Origin of the sequence: Rufibacter latericius, from assembly GCF_003721515.1 — a bacterium.
Taxonomy (GTDB): Bacteria; Bacteroidota; Bacteroidia; order Cytophagales; family Hymenobacteraceae; genus Nibribacter; species Nibribacter latericius.
Genome location: NZ_RJJD01000001.1, coordinates 246,885 through 260,999, shown reverse-complemented (window position 1 = coordinate 260,999; position 14,115 = coordinate 246,885). Strand labels below are relative to the sequence as shown.

12 protein-coding genes are annotated in these 14,115 nt (G+C 51.1%); 7 read left to right on the top strand and 5 right to left on the bottom strand.

Features of this window, described 5'->3' with window-relative positions:
- The first annotated feature begins 15 nt into the window (after positions 1 to 15).
- The 5 genes from lon to EFB08_RS01010 all read left to right on the top strand — a co-directional run bounded on the left by lon (position 16) and on the right by EFB08_RS01010 (position 7,215).
- Positions 16 to 2,514, top strand: a complete 2,499-nt coding sequence (gene lon / locus EFB08_RS01030) for an endopeptidase La (protein WP_123125054.1) — start codon at positions 16 to 18, stop codon at positions 2,512 to 2,514.
- Positions 2,515 to 2,538: 24 nt separating this feature from the next.
- A complete protein-coding gene (porQ, locus tag EFB08_RS01025) occupies positions 2,539 to 3,585 on the top strand; it encodes a type IX secretion system protein PorQ (protein ID WP_123125053.1) in 1,047 nt (348 codons plus the stop codon).
- 242 nt (positions 3,586 to 3,827) lie between these two features.
- The gene (gene hslU, locus EFB08_RS01020) at positions 3,828 to 5,237 is read left to right on the top strand and encodes an ATP-dependent protease ATPase subunit HslU (protein ID WP_123125052.1); all 1,410 of its coding nucleotides are present in this window, start codon (positions 3,828 to 3,830) and stop codon (positions 5,235 to 5,237) included.
- A gap of 345 nt (positions 5,238 to 5,582) precedes the next feature.
- Positions 5,583 to 6,311, top strand: coding sequence for an SDR family NAD(P)-dependent oxidoreductase (locus EFB08_RS01015; RefSeq protein ID WP_123125051.1), 729 nt, complete (start codon positions 5,583 to 5,585; stop codon positions 6,309 to 6,311).
- A 112-nt stretch (positions 6,312 to 6,423) separates the two neighbouring features.
- Positions 6,424 to 7,215 carry a S1/P1 nuclease gene (locus tag EFB08_RS01010; RefSeq protein WP_123125587.1) on the top strand — a complete coding sequence of 264 codons (792 nt, stop codon included), beginning with the start codon at positions 6,424 to 6,426 and terminating at the stop codon, positions 7,213 to 7,215.
- Between the two features lie 97 nt (positions 7,216 to 7,312).
- Here the strand turns inward: EFB08_RS01010 and EFB08_RS01005 are convergent, their stop codons facing one another.
- Positions 7,313 to 8,467: a hypothetical protein gene (locus EFB08_RS01005; protein WP_123125050.1), complete on the bottom strand. Its 1,155-nt coding sequence runs from the start codon at positions 8,465 to 8,467 to the stop codon at positions 7,313 to 7,315.
- A gap of 331 nt (positions 8,468 to 8,798) precedes the next feature.
- Here EFB08_RS01005 and EFB08_RS00995 point away from each other — a divergent pair, with 331 nt between their 5' ends.
- Both EFB08_RS00995 and EFB08_RS00990 read left to right on the top strand, forming a co-directional pair.
- A complete protein-coding gene (locus tag EFB08_RS00995; protein WP_123125048.1) occupies positions 8,799 to 9,374 on the top strand; it encodes a hypothetical protein in 576 nt (191 codons plus the stop codon).
- 118 nt (positions 9,375 to 9,492) lie between these two features.
- Positions 9,493 to 9,882, top strand: a complete 390-nt coding sequence (locus EFB08_RS00990) for a hypothetical protein (RefSeq protein ID WP_123125047.1) — start codon at positions 9,493 to 9,495, stop codon at positions 9,880 to 9,882.
- A 126-nt stretch (positions 9,883 to 10,008) separates the two neighbouring features.
- On the opposite strand, the gene prfB is transcribed toward EFB08_RS00990, so the two are convergent.
- From prfB to EFB08_RS00970, 4 genes are all read right to left on the bottom strand, one after another.
- Positions 10,009 to 11,086 (bottom strand): peptide chain release factor 2 gene (prfB, locus tag EFB08_RS00985; protein ID WP_123125046.1). Its coding sequence is split into 2 segments (ribosomal slippage): positions 10,009 to 11,025 and positions 11,027 to 11,086, totalling 1,077 coding nucleotides; the frame shifts between segments, so codons are not numbered across the junction.
- 608 nt (positions 11,087 to 11,694) lie between these two features.
- Positions 11,695 to 12,765 carry a branched-chain amino acid aminotransferase gene (locus EFB08_RS00980; protein ID WP_123125045.1) on the bottom strand — a complete coding sequence of 357 codons (1,071 nt, stop codon included), beginning with the start codon at positions 12,763 to 12,765 and terminating at the stop codon, positions 11,695 to 11,697.
- A gap of 60 nt (positions 12,766 to 12,825) precedes the next feature.
- The gene (locus EFB08_RS00975) at positions 12,826 to 13,377 is read right to left on the bottom strand and encodes a cob(I)yrinic acid a,c-diamide adenosyltransferase (RefSeq protein WP_123125044.1); all 552 of its coding nucleotides are present in this window, start codon (positions 13,375 to 13,377) and stop codon (positions 12,826 to 12,828) included.
- On the bottom strand, positions 13,374 to 14,108 hold the full coding sequence (locus tag EFB08_RS00970; RefSeq protein ID WP_123125043.1) for an ABC transporter ATP-binding protein: 735 nt from the start codon (positions 14,106 to 14,108) through the stop codon (positions 13,374 to 13,376). The genes EFB08_RS00975 and EFB08_RS00970 overlap by 4 nt, the downstream gene beginning before the upstream one ends.
- Between the last annotated feature and the right edge of the window lie 7 nt (positions 14,109 to 14,115).

Genomic DNA, 14,115 nt, shown 5'->3' with positions numbered 1-14,115 from the left:
TCTGAGACACGACGTATGAACAATACCCAAGAGAACCTACTACAGCAGCTCATGTTGTCCGATTTATCTGACGATGGCAATGGAGACATCATCTCCATCATCACCTCGGAACTGGACGACGCGGAGGGCGCTGAAAAAAATAACCCAGATACACTTGCTCTATTGCCAGTCAGAAACACCGTTTTGTTTCCGGGAGTGGTGCTTCCCATAACCGTGAGCCGGAAAAAGTCGGTGCGGCTGGTGCGTAAAGCCTACCGCGGCGATAAAACGGTGGGCGTAGTGGCTCAAAAGAACATGTCAGCCGAAGATCCCTCGCCAGACGATTTATTCCAGGTGGGCACCATGGCCAAGATTCTGAAAATGTTGGTGCTGCCAGACGGCAATACCACCATCATCATCCAGGGCCAGAGCCGCTTCCAGATTGAGGAAGTAACCCAGGAAGAGCCGTTCATGGTGGCCAAAGTCTCTTATTGCCCTGAGACTTTTCCTAAACAGAAAAGCAAAGAGGTAAAGGCCTTGGTGGAGTCATTGCAGGAGGCGGCCGCTAAAATCCTAAAACTGAACCCTGAGATTCCCCAGGAGGCTCAGGTGGCGTTGGACAACATCGATAGCCCTTCGTTTCTGACCCATTTTCTGTCTTCTAACATCAACGCCGAAGTAGCTCAGAAGCAAAAGCTGCTGGAGATCAACGATGGCGTAGAGCGGGGCACCACCTTGCTGCAGTTGATGATGCGCGAAATCCAGATGCTGGAAATCAAGCAGGAAATCCACTCCAAGGTGCACACAGATATTGACGAGCAGCAGCGTGACTATTTCCTGCGCCAGCAAATCAAAGTGCTTCAGGATGAACTGGGCATGGACGGCCCAGAGCAGGAAGTGGAGAAGATGCGCGCTACGGCCGCTAAAAAGAAATGGCCCGAGACCGTCGCCAAGCACTTCAGCAAGGAGCTCGATAAACTTAGCCGCCTGAATCCGCAGGCCGCCGAGTACCCCATTTCTTTGAATTACTGTGAATTCCTCCTTGATTTGCCTTGGAACGACTATACCAAAGATAACTTCAACCTAAAGCGCACCAAAAAGATCCTGGATGCCGATCATTACGGTCTGGAAAAGGTAAAAGAGCGGATTCTAGAGTACCTGGCCGTGCTCAAGTTGAAAAACGACATGAAGGCGCCTATCCTGTGCTTGTACGGACCTCCGGGCGTGGGTAAAACTTCCCTGGGCCGTTCGGTAGCCAAAGCATTGGGTCGGAAATACGTGCGCATTGCCCTAGGAGGCGTACGTGATGAAGCCGAGATAAGAGGGCACCGTAAAACTTACGTGGGCGCTATGCCGGGCCGTATCATCAGCCAGATCAAGAAAGTGTCTTCGTCTAACCCGGTGATGATCCTGGATGAGGTAGATAAATTGACCTCTGATTTCCGCGGAGATCCATCTTCGGCTTTGCTAGAGGTACTGGACCCGGAGCAGAACCACACCTTCGTGGACAATTACCTGGAGGTGGAATATGACTTGTCTAAAGTCCTGTTCATCGCCACGGCCAACTCCCTGGAGACCATTCACCCAGCTCTGCGTGACCGGATGGAGATCATTGAAGTGACGGGCTACACGGTGGAGGAGAAAACCGAAATCGCGAAACGTCATTTGATCCCGAAGCAGAAGGAAGATCATGGCTTGCAACCCAAGGATGTGGCGTTTTCTACGGCCGCTATCCAGAAAGTGATTGAAGACTATTCCCGCGAGTCGGGTGTGCGGAACCTGGAGCGCAAGTTGGGCGCGGTGATTCGGAACATTGCTAAATCTAAGGCGATGGAGGAGGAGTGGCCAGCCAAGTTGGAGCCAAAAGACGTGGTGCGTATCCTGGGTCCGGAGATTTTCGACAAGGAACTGTACCAGGACAACGAAACCGCAGGGGTGGTAACAGGTCTGGCCTGGACCTCGGTGGGCGGTGATATCCTGTTTATTGAGTCGTTGCTGAGCCGTGGCAAAGGCAAACTGACCTTGTCGGGCCAGTTGGGCGATGTGATGAAGGAATCAGCCATCACGGCGGTTTCTTACCTGCGGGCCCACGCTGAGGAACTAGGCATCGACTACCGTCTCTTCGACCAATACGACCTGCACATCCACTTCCCCGAAGGGGCCGTACCAAAAGATGGACCAAGTGCCGGAATCGCTATCTTTACTTCTATCGCCTCGGTGTTTACTCAGCGCAAGGTACGGTCGCATTTGGCCATGACTGGTGAGATCACGCTTCGTGGCAAGGTGTTGCCGGTGGGTGGCATCAAGGAGAAAATCTTGGCGGCCAAGCGCGCGGGTATCAAAGATGTGATCTTGTGCTACAAGAACCGGAAAGATGTGAACGAGATCTCGGCGCACTATATTGAGGGGCTCAATATCCACTATGTAGATTACGTAGACGAGGTGTTGGAATTTGCCCTGTTGCCGGAGAAAGTGAAGAAACCACTGGACCTGCGGGTACGTGAGGAAGCCGTTCCGGCCAAAGCCGAAAGCTGATTTAAGCCTGTTTATTGAAAAACGATGCAGAAACGCCTTTTCCTATTGGGTCTTTTGCTGGTAGCCATTGGGCAGCTGGCTTCCGCCCAAGTGGGAGGGCGTTCTGTTTTTCGGTTCCTGGACGTGCCCACGCATGCCCGCGTAGCAGGGTTGGGAGGGGTGAACGTTTCCTCGGGTTTGGAGGATGTGAACGCGGTGGCGGCGAACCCGGCGCTCATGCACGGCAAAACAAATAACCACCTTGGGCTTACCTACCTCAACTACCTGGCCGATGTGAGCCAAAACAACCTGAACTACACGTTTGAGAGCAGCCGCTGGGGCCGCAACGCCATCGGGATTCAGTACTTGGATTATGGTTCGTTTACCCAGACCAATGATGCCGGGGTAGAGGAAGGAAGTTTCAAGGTCCGGGATTATGCGTTGTCGCTGTCGCATGCGGCTACCATTGAGGTTTTTACCCTGGGTGCTACGGCCAAAGTAGCGGTTTCCAGCATTGCCGGTGACCAGGCGTTGGGGGTGTTAGTAGACCTGGGTGGAACTTTCAAGCACCCTGAGCGGGATTTTGTGGTGGGTTTAGCCATCAAAAACCTTGGCGTGATGGTAAATACCTATGCCAACGGCGAACGCGAGGACGTGCCGCTGGACATCCAGTTGGGGGCGAGTTATAAACCAGAACACGCCCCGTTCCGGCTATCGCTGACGGCGCACCAATTGCAACGCTTTGACATCGTGTACCTTGACCCTGACAAGCCTGGTACCATAGACGAGAACAACCAGGAAGTAAAAGAGGAAAAGACCTTCGGGGATAAGCTGGCGCGGCACTTTGTGGTGGGTGGAGAGTTTATCCTGGGGCCGGGTTTTCAGGTGCGGGGCGGCTACAACCACCTCCGGCGGAAAGAATTGGTGGTGGAGAACGTAGGCGGCATGGCCGGATTTTCCTTTGGAGCCTCGGTGAAAGTGCACGCGTTTCGGTTTGAGTACACCTACGCCAAGTACCACGTAGCCGGGGCCAGCAATTACCTTACCCTCAACACAGACCTGAACCGGTTCCTGAAAAAGAAACTGGACTGACGGTTTGAGAAGGTGTTAGCCGTTTTAAGGCTATTTTAGGCAAAGATGCCGTAAACCTTAGGCTGCTGGTTGGGTTCTAACCAACAACTTTTTGCATAGGACGTTAAGGCAAGTGAAAGCCCGTCAACAGCAGTTTAAATGAAACAAACGGTGTTTCACCGCTTTAAAGAAAGATAATTCAGTTCAAAGAAGGAGCAGCTTTGATTCATGCAGGCACTCCTTCTCTCAATCACTCCATATTTATGTTAGATCCAACCAAGTATTTAACCCCTAGCCAGATTGTAGCCGAGTTAGATAAATATATTATTGGCCAGCAAGACGCTAAACGCAACGTAGCTATTGCGTTGCGGAACCGCTGGCGCCGGATGCACGCCGCGCCCGAAATGCAGAAAGAGATTGTTCCCAACAACATTCTCATGATTGGGGCCACCGGGGTAGGTAAAACCGAGATCGCCCGCCGCCTGGCCAGCATTGCCGATGCGCCCTTCACCAAAGTTGAGGCCTCCAAGTTCACCGAAGTGGGCTACGTGGGCCGCGACGTGGAAAGCATGGTGCGTGACCTGGTAGAGCAGGCCGTGAACATGGTGAAAACCCGCAAAAAAGAAGAAGTAAAACAACAGGCTGCTCTGGTAGTGGAGGAGGTGATCTTGGATGCGCTTATTCCGCCTATCAACCAACCCGGCAGCCGTGACATGGTAGGTTTCGGCGGCAATCATACGTCGTCTTCCGCTGATATCCCTGACACTGACCAGGAACTGAACGAGCGCACCCGCGAGCGGTTCCGGGAGAAAATCAGGAACGGTGAGTTGGAAGACCGTAAGATTGATATCAAGGTATCGCAACATCCTTCGTCTGGCGTGGGCGTGGTGAGCCCGGGCATGGACGAGATGTCCATGATGAACATCCAGGAGATGATCGGGAACATGATGCCCAAGAAAACCAAGAAACGGAAAGTGACCATCGCTGAGGCGCGTAAAATCCTGTTGGAGGAAGAAGCTGCCAAGCTCATTGACATGGACGAAGTCAAAGAAGAGGCCATCCAGAAAGCCGAGAACGCGGGCATCATCTTCATTGACGAGATTGACAAAGTAGCCAGTTCCAGCAACAAAGGCGGGGGTGGTCCAGACGTGAGCCGTGAAGGCGTACAGCGTGACTTGCTCCCCATTGTGGAAGGTAGTACCGTTAACACCAAGTACGGCGTCATCAAAACCGATCATATCCTGTTCATCGCGGCGGGGGCGTTTCACGTGGCAAAGCCCTCAGATTTGATTCCTGAGTTACAGGGCCGTTTCCCCATCAGAGTGGAACTGCAGAGCCTGAGCACCGATGATTTCTACCAGATTCTGAAGTACCCTAAAAACGCGCTTACCAAACAGTACGAGGAGCTTCTTCGGGCCGAAGGTGTGGAACTCAACTTCACCGATGAGTCCCTGCATAAACTTGCTGAGATCTCCTTTGAGGTGAACTCAGAGGTAGAGAACATAGGCGCCCGCCGGCTGCAAACCGTCATGAGCCGCCTGCTCAACGACATCCTGTTTGAGGTACCGGATACCATTCCACCCAACGCGCACCTCATGATCACGCCGGAACTGGTAGAGGAACGCCTCCGTGACATGGTCAAAAACCGTGACCTGAGCCAGTATATTCTTTGATTAGGAATCTAGGATTTAGTTTTCCCTTAACCCATCCTTCTTTGTCATCCTGAAAGGATCTTGTGGGCAAACTAGGAATACCTTACTTAACTGCTAATACCGTTTGCAACCAAGATCCTTTCAGGATGACAACAAGAAAGAGCTGCTCCTTGCAAGAAGCGGCTCTTTCTGTTTTTTGCCCGTTTTATGGAAAATAGGGTAGAAACGTAGTTGGCGGAGACACTTGCATTTCCTCTGGACACCCCGAGGGTCTATGTCCATATCCTTACCCCAACTCTACCATCCCATTCTTTCGTATGCAGAGGTAGATTGGTTTTCTGTCATCCCTAATTCCTAATTGAACATATGAACCACTACATCATCACCGGAGCCAGCCGGGGGTTGGGAAAAGCCCTTGCCGAGGCCTTGTTAGAAGACGAGAACAACTGCGTAGTGGGCGTATCCCGCAACAGCACCATCAGTCACCCAAGGTATCGGCATCAGCCGCTGGATTTTTCAGACATAGCAGGGGTGGAGCACAACCTCCACAAAGTCTTCTCTCCGTTCGATGATGCACAGAAAATAGTGTTGGTGAACAATGCCGGGGTAATTGGCGAGATAGGGTACATCGGGCAGAGCCAAAGCGAGCATTTTGAGTTCGTGTTTGACGTGAACGTGATTGTGCCGGCCATGCTCATGAACATGTATCTGCAAAGCTATCAGCACCGGCAGAACTGCGAGAAAATGATCGTGAACATCAGCTCGGGAGCCGGACAGAGACCCATTGATGGCTGGGCGGCTTACTGTGCCTCCAAAGCCGCCCTAGACATGCTTTCCCAGACTGCGCAACTGGAGCAGGAGCAGATGGGCACCGGCGTACGGGTGTTCTCTTTGTCGCCGGGACTGATAGATACTGAAATGCAGGAGCAGATCAGGGAAACCGATGTAAACCAGTTCAGCAGCGTACAGCAGTTCAGGGACTACAAAGACGCCGGAGCCTTGGTTTCGCCTGAGGAAGTAGCCCGGAAGGTAATTCAGCTAATGAAGGAACCTGGCTTGGCCCAGGGTGTGGTGTGCTCGGTGCGTGAGTTCTAACCCGTTTAGCGGCCGTTTTCCTGAAAACAAAGCAGAAACCGAAAGGAAAGTTCGCCTGCCGGCTTTTTTGCCTACTTTTGCACCTTTCATTTGCCAACCATCAAACACCTGCATGAACGCTTTTAAAAAACTGATTTTCCTTTGTTTCCTTCTTTACCTGCCGTTCCAATCCATGGGTTGGGGTATGATTGGTCACCGTATTGTAGGCGAAATCGCTGATCGCCATATCTCTAACAAAGCAAGGAAGAACATCCGCAAAATACTGGGCAACGAGTCCATCGCCATGGCCAGCAACTGGCCCGATTTCATCAAATCTGACCCCAATTTTAACTATCTGGATACCTGGCATTACGTGAACCTGAAGGAAGGCCTCAGCTTTGAGCAGGTAGAGAAGCATCTTCATGCCGATACCGCCACCGATGCCTATACCCGCCTGAACTACCTGATTACCGAGCTGAAAAAGAAAGACTTGGCGCCCGAGAAAAAGCAAATGAACCTGCGTCTTTTGATTCACATAGTAGGCGATGTACACCAACCCATGCACGTTGGCCGTCCGGAGGATTTAGGGGGAAACCGGGTGCGCCTGGAATGGTTCAATCAGCCTACCAACCTGCACCTCCTTTGGGATTCCCAATTGATAGAATACCAGCAACTGAGCTATACTGAGTACGCCACCGCCATCAACTTCGCCTCTAAGGACCAGGTGAAGACCTGGCAAAAGCAATTGGCTCCGGTTTGGTTTTTTGAATCGTACCAGATTGCGCAGCAGCTGTACAAAGGCATCACCAAGCCCGAGGAAAAACTGAGCTACCGCTACAACTTTGACTATGTGCAGACCCTGAACGACCAGCTCCTGAAAGGTGGCGTGCGTCTGGCCGGGGTCTTGGAAGAGATTTTCGGGTAAGCAATCGCTTTGGGGCTGTTTTCCTTAAAACGGTCATAAAAAAGGTGGCCACTCTGTTGCAGAGTGGCCACCTTTTTTATGGCTACTAAATTATGAATTAGGGTTTTACTTTAAACTCACGCAGTTCCTGGTCTATCTTCTGGTTCCATTTTTCCTGGGCCATGCGGTTGAGGCCGTGGCTGGTTTCCCCGTCGTATTGTTTCTGTAGGCGATCTAATTCCCAAAGCGCCTCCAGGTACTGATACCGGATAATGCTTTCGTAATCCTCCAGGTTCAGCTTTTCGGGGCGTAACCGCTGCTTGTAGTGCTCAGACACCAGTTTCAGGATGTCAAAGTGGCGCTGCTCGTGGTTGAGGGCGTACTCGTTTCGGGCATCGGGCAGAACCTTAGACAGGCTGCGCAAAATATAGGGCTTAGTAGCCACCCGAATGTGAATGACCCCATTCTCTACCGTAGACTGGATGTCATTGGATAAACCCGGGAAAATGGACGCCGCATAATTGCCCCTTAGGCTGGAGCCTCCCTGGAAATCGCTCCAATTCAGAGGGCGGGCGGGGTCATAGAACAGGGTATCATCGTCTGAGTGCTGCTTGTAATCCTCAAAGTGCACCTGGATTTTTCGGGCCAGCTTCTCGTTATGCGGAACTTCCTTGTCCATCCAGCCGGTAAGATAACGCAAGGACTCAGACAAGGTCTTTCTAAGAGTTGGCTCTACCATGGTGAGGTTGGTGGCCGGGCGGGCGTACCGGGCCCCGCTTTTGTAATCGAATAAGTGCAGTTTTTTGCCTTCGCGCTGCACCTCAAACGCCGCCGAAATCTGGATCTGACCTTCCACACGCCCGCCCGCCACGGTTTTTTCCGTCACCTGGTATTCCTTCAGGCGCATGAGAATAGGACGGGCTTTGGGGTTATGGGAGAAGCTTTCGTTGATGTATTTCTTGATAGCCGGCACGCTGCCTCCCTGGAAATCCACGGGCTTTGAGACGGACGCCGGAGTCACCGCCGCTACCAGTGATCCCATGGCCTTGGGGTTTTGCCGTTCATCAATGACATCGGCTATGTAAAACTCCTTCGTCTGGAAAGGGAGCTGCTCAGATTTCAGCACCAAGGTTTCTTGTTTGGCCGTAGATTGCCCCGCCCCGCCCAGTACTAAAAGCGCGAGAAGCGACAAGCCCAAAAGCAGAAGCCATTGGGAAGCAGATGCTATAGGTTTCCCCCTGAAAAACAGGGGTGCCGAAGAATGCAGGTTCATGTCTAAGATTTTGAGGATCTGTTCCTTCAGAGACAAAGGAACGGCCCCTTATGAACATGTTGGGAATGGGAACGGTTCAACGCCAAAGGAAAAGGAAACCGGCTTGGGGTTGGTGTTCGGTTTTGTAGAGAAGGGAAATTATTCTACTTTAGAAGAACGGGTTTTAACCTTCTATAATCCTTGTATTTAACGAAGGAGAGCAATCAAAAAAGGTTTTCCGTTGCTCAGGAATGAAGTAGTCGATTTTTGAAGATGGCTTCTCCTTACAGGTTGTATAGGCAAGCCAAGTTTTCAATCCTACCTACCATTTATATATTATTTGACCTTCTATATGGAATTAGATTTACCCGCCAACGAAGAAAACCTGTCTCCTAACCCAACCATTACTTTCAGTAAAGAAGAGCAGGATATAATTGAAGAATACCATCAAGTGCTACCTGTCTGGAAATTCAGTATGCTTTGCTTTCTTTCCTTCAGCCTATACCTGATTTACTGGTGGTATAAGAACTGGTATTTCATCAAGGAGATGGAGGAGCGGGAGGAAATCATGCCCATCTGGCGATCCATCTTCGTTATTTTCTTCGGGTATGAATTGAACAAGAATGTCTTAGGTCGGGCTAAGTCAGTGGGGTATGAGCAGAGTTACTCTCCTGGGTGGTTGTTTGTGGCGTTTCTGTTGATTTCTCTTTTGTCTAACCTGCCAGATCCCATGTGGCTGATCTCACTCGTTTCATTTGTGCCTATGATTCCGGTGCTACAAGCCAGAAACTACTTTTTCCGGAAGGCAAACCCACAGGGCAAAACGTCTTCGGCTTTCTCCGGCGGTGAGATTGTAGTGGTGGTGTTAGGAGCCATTTTCTTTGTACTGGTACTGATTGGGCTTGCCGTAGGTGATGCGACGTACTAAGCATTTTTAGCCCCAAAATCGTATATTAGAAGGAAACTACCTTCAGCGGGATGCAACCAGTTTACTATGCTAAACTTACATTAAGGTTGTTTCCCTGAGACTTTAAAAATCCATAGAGATGGAAAAGAAAATTGTAGGGATGTTTGTGCTGATCTTTTGGGCAGGGGCAGCCTTCGCGCAGACATCACCGGATAGTACCAAAACATCAGAAAGCCCTGGTTTGTTGCCGCCGCTCTCTTCTCCACAACGGGAAGGTAAATTTGGACATAAATTTGAGTTGCCCCGGCAAAACAAAGGGGAAAGTTTCTGGAATAGGAGGGAGCCCCAAGATTTGGCTCGGGAAGAAGTAACCCCGTTTTACAGCAACATGCCCATGGCTAAGTTCCAAAACAAGCAGGAGCCCATGCCCTCGGTTAAAGCAGATGAGTCCTCTACCAAGTACCACCTGCTGAAGAAACGCTATAAGGTACTGCCTCTACCCAACACTCCTGAGAAGCCCGCTCAGTAAGGTTCGTTCTTTTACCGGAGTATTGGGTTTTTGAACCAGTTTCCCGAAAACTTCCTTAAAACTGAAAAGCCTTTCTGCAATTGCTGCGGAAAGGCTTTTCAGTTTTAAGGAAGTCAGAAGAGGCTTTTAGGCCTGCATCAGGAACGCTTTTATATAGTCATCCAAGTCTCCGTCTAGCACGTTTTGGACATCAGTGCGCTCAACGCCGGTTCTGATGTCTTTGATAAGCTTGTACGGGTGCAGCACATAGTTCCGGATCTGAGAACCGAAATCGATGCGTTTTTTGGTGCTCTCCACCTTGTCGCGCTCCTCGTTCCGCTTGTTGATCTCAATCTGGTAGAGCTGCGATTTCAGCATTCTAATGGCGTGTTCCTTGTTCATGAGCTGCGAGCGCTCAATCTGCACTGCAATAGTGATGCCCGTTGGTTTGTGCCGGAGCCGTACCGCCGTTTCTACTTTGTTTACGTTCTGGCCACCAGCTCCACCGGCGCGGTAAGTGTCCCACTCAATATCGCCGGGATTTACGGTGATCTCAATGGTGTCATCCACAATGGGGTAGGCAAACACCGAGGCAAAAGAGGTATGTCGGCGTCCGCCGGAGTCAAAAGGTGAGATGCGCACCAAACGGTGCACGCCAATCTCTGCCTTCAGGTAACCATAGGCGAAGTCTCCCTCAAACTGGAGGGTCGCCGATTTGATGCCCGCGCCCTCGCCCGGTTGAAAGTCGATTTGTTTGACAGTGTAGCCTTTGCGTTCGCCCCACATGAGGTACATGCGGTAGAGCATCTCGGCCCAGTCCTGGCTTTCGGTACCACCGGCCCCGGAGTTTACCTCCAAAACAGCGCCTAACTGATCTTCTTCGTTGCTGAGCATCCGCTTGAATTCCAGTCCCTCCACAGTTTCCTCAGCGGCCTTAAACTCAGTGGATATATCTTCCTCTGAGACGTCGCCCTCTTTATAGAAATCAAATAGTACTTCTACGTCTTCCACCGCCTTGGACGTGTTCTCAAAATCATCGGTCCAGGTTTTGAGGCTTTTGGCCTCTTTTAAAACGGTTTCGGCTTTTTTAGGATCGTCCCAGAAATCAGGGGCAGCAGATTGGGCCTCAATGGCAGTTACTTGTTCTTTCTTGGCATCGTAGTCAAAGATACCTCCTCAACGCCTCTACCCGGCCTTTCAATTCTTTGATTTGTTCTTGGGTCATATCAGGATGTGCTAATCTTAATTTGGGGAATTAGCCGTTTTTGCAAAGATACTAGTTATAAGGAAAGAAGGCTGAAAAGGTTGGTAAAGTGGTAGCCGAGTAGCCTATGAACGATGTTTTATTGTAGAAAGTAGGTGCCGTTTATGTTATTGGTGATAAGGCTAAGGGCATAATTAGGCATCGTAAAATTACAGGGACGCATATTTGAGACTCTTGCCTCACAGCTTTGCTAACCGCAGGTCATTTAGGTCCAGGTCGCAGACTTGAACCATATTATCATATTATAAGGAACAGAAAAGGATTGCCTTTCTCCTGCACCCCTCTGTTTCTAAACTTTCGGGTGAGCGCCTAGGCAGGTTCCGGTGCCGATAGGCATTGCGACTGCAAGGAGCAAAGGAAGCTGGCACAGCGCGAGGGCGGAAGGCGGGGTCTCGCAGCTGTGAACGCTCGGAGCCTAGCTATGAAACATTAAAATTCATGCACTCACGAAAAGAACGGACTTTCGCCAGAACAAGCCAACTGCATGCACAAACATCAAAAAAAATCCGTTTCAAGGCCGTTTTACAGAAAACAACCCCGAAACGGATCAAAGAAATTTAACTCAAAGATTACACCACGGGAACTACCCATCCATGTGGATCAGGCGACAATCCGTAGCGGATGTTATCCAGCTCAGTGGCAATCTTGTTTGAAAGCGTACGATCAGCCACCGGTGGTAACATCATTTCCTCTCCTCTGAAGGTGATGGATTTAATGTGGGCGATGGTGGCAGCGGTACCGGTCCCGAAGGCGTCCTGCAGTTTACCAGCTTTGTAGGCATCGGCGATCTCCTGCACTTTGATGCGTCTTTCTTCTACGGGAACGCCCCAGTCGCGGGCCAGTTGCAGCACGCTGTCGCGGGTGATACCAGCCAGGATGGAGGTGCTTAGGGCTGGCGTTACCAAGGTGCCGTCAATCACGAACATCACGTTCATGGTGCCAGATTCCTCTATGTAGTTGTGCTCGCGGCCATCGGTCCAGATTATTTGGTGGTAGCCTTCTTCGTGGGCCAGTTTGGCGGGCAGCAAAGAACCTCCGTAGTTACCAGCTGCTTTCGCGAAACCAAATCCGCCTTCTACGGCGCGGGTGTAGTGTTCTTCAATCTTCACGCGCACCGGCTCAGCGTAATAGCCGCTGGCGGGGCTGCAGAAGATAATGAACTTGTATTCCGTGGCCGGACGAACCCCCAACAACCCTTCAGACCCGAACATGAACGGACGGATGTACAAAGAATAACCGGGGCGCTGCGGAACCCAATCAGCATCCAGGGCGACGAGTTGTTTCAGGCCATCCATGAAAATGTCTTCGGGGATCTCCGGCATGCACAACCGAACAGCCGATTTGTTCATCCTGGCCCAGTTGTCCTGCGGCCGGAACAGCACCACTTTCCCTTCAGGGGTTTTATAGGCTTTCATCCCTTCAAACATGGCTTGGCCATAGTGCAGCGCGGCGGTAGCCGGACTCAACTCAATGGGACCGTAGGGGAGAATTCGTGGCTGTTGCCAGGCACCGTCCTTGAAATCAACCTCCAACATGTGATCGGCGAAAACTTTCCCGAACTGCAGGTTCTCAAGGTCAAGATCGGCTAATTGACTAGCGGTGGTAACGGTGGTATGGATAGAAATGGATTCGGTTTGCATAGGTTTGGTGATATGACTAAGGATTATACGCAATTCTGGCAATTCTGAATAAAAAAAGCCTCACATACGAGGCTTCCAAGTTATTTCTTTTACTCCTAATTCAAAACCGTTGGCGCGGCTCAGCACAAAGAGGAAATCTGAGAGCCGGTTGAGGTACTGCACCACCAGGTCATCTACGTGCGACTCTTCCTGCAAGGCAATGACCAGGCGCTCGGCCCGCCGACAGACAGTACGGGCTACGTGGCAGAACGAGACCGCCGGATGGCCACCGGGTAGAATGAAGTTACGCAGCGGGGGTAACATTTCGTCTAAAACGTCCATCTGGTCTTCCAGCAGTTGAATGTCACTTTGGTGCAGGTCTGGGGTGTGGACTTTTCCTTCTTTCACCGGATCAGTGGCCAAGGTAGACCCGATGGTGAACAAACGGTCCTGGATCTCGGAGAAAAGTGGCTGGCGTTTCTGGTTTACCTCCTGGTCCCGGACCACCCCTATGAAGGAGTTCAGCTCGTCTACGGTGCCGTAAGCCTCAATACGCAGATGTGATTTCTTTACGCGGGTACCGCCAATAAGGGATGTCTCACCTTTATCACCGGTTTTGGTGTAGATTTTCATTCGGAGATATTCAAAGCGGCCGCTTTCAGGGCAGGAACCGTAATGTTCTGGTTTAGTTCATCAGATTCAATGAGGCCGTCACGCAGGCGCACAATACGGTGGGCATAATGCGCGATGTCGTCCTCGTGGGTAACCATGATGATGGTGTTTCCTTTGGCGTGCAGGGCCTCAAATAACCCCATGATCTCGTAGGAAGTTTTGGTGTCCAGGTTACCGGTGGGTTCATCTGCCAGGATAATACTTGGGTCGTTCACCAGGGCACGGGCGATGGCCACACGTTGACGCTGACCGCCCGAGAGTTCGTTGGGTTTGTGTTTGGCCCTGGAGCCCAGGCCTACGCTGTCTAAAGCAGCCATGGCCCGTTCTTCGCGCTCAGATTTTCCGTAACCGGCATACACCAGCGGCAGCGCCACATTGTCTAACGAAGAAGAGCGAGGCAGCAGGTTGAACGTCTGGAACACGAACCCAATCTCCTTGTTACGCACCGTAGCCAGCTCATTGTCTGCCATGTTGCTGACATCGTTTCCATTGAGGATGTACGTGCCAGAGGTAGGCGTGTCCAGGCAACCCACGATATTCATGAGCGTGGATTTACCCGACCCCGATGGCCCCATGAACGCCACATACTCGCCTCTTTTAATTTCAATGGAAATAGACCGAAGGGCATGAATGGTTTCAGTCCCCATCTGGTACATCCTGGAAATATCTTCGGTTTTGATGATGGTGCTCATATGGCTG

Coding starts and splice junctions, on each gene's coding strand:
- lon (WP_123125054.1), top strand. CDS start 16: ATGAACAATACCCAAGAGAACCTACTACAGCAGCTCATGTTGTCCGAT.
- porQ (WP_123125053.1), top strand. CDS start 2,539: ATGCAGAAACGCCTTTTCCTATTGGGTCTTTTGCTGGTAGCCATTGGG.
- hslU (WP_123125052.1), top strand. CDS start 3,828: ATGTTAGATCCAACCAAGTATTTAACCCCTAGCCAGATTGTAGCCGAG.
- EFB08_RS01015 (WP_123125051.1), top strand. CDS start 5,583: ATGAACCACTACATCATCACCGGAGCCAGCCGGGGGTTGGGAAAAGCC.
- EFB08_RS01010 (WP_123125587.1), top strand. CDS start 6,424: ATGAACGCTTTTAAAAAACTGATTTTCCTTTGTTTCCTTCTTTACCTG.
- EFB08_RS01005 (WP_123125050.1), bottom strand. CDS start 8,467: ATGAACCTGCATTCTTCGGCACCCCTGTTTTTCAGGGGGAAACCTATA.
- EFB08_RS00995 (WP_123125048.1), top strand. CDS start 8,799: ATGGAATTAGATTTACCCGCCAACGAAGAAAACCTGTCTCCTAACCCA.
- EFB08_RS00990 (WP_123125047.1), top strand. CDS start 9,493: ATGGAAAAGAAAATTGTAGGGATGTTTGTGCTGATCTTTTGGGCAGGG.
- EFB08_RS00980 (WP_123125045.1), bottom strand. CDS start 12,765: ATGCAAACCGAATCCATTTCTATCCATACCACCGTTACCACCGCTAGT.
- EFB08_RS00975 (WP_123125044.1), bottom strand. CDS start 13,377: ATGAAAATCTACACCAAAACCGGTGATAAAGGTGAGACATCCCTTATT.
- EFB08_RS00970 (WP_123125043.1), bottom strand. CDS start 14,108: ATGAGCACCATCATCAAAACCGAAGATATTTCCAGGATGTACCAGATG.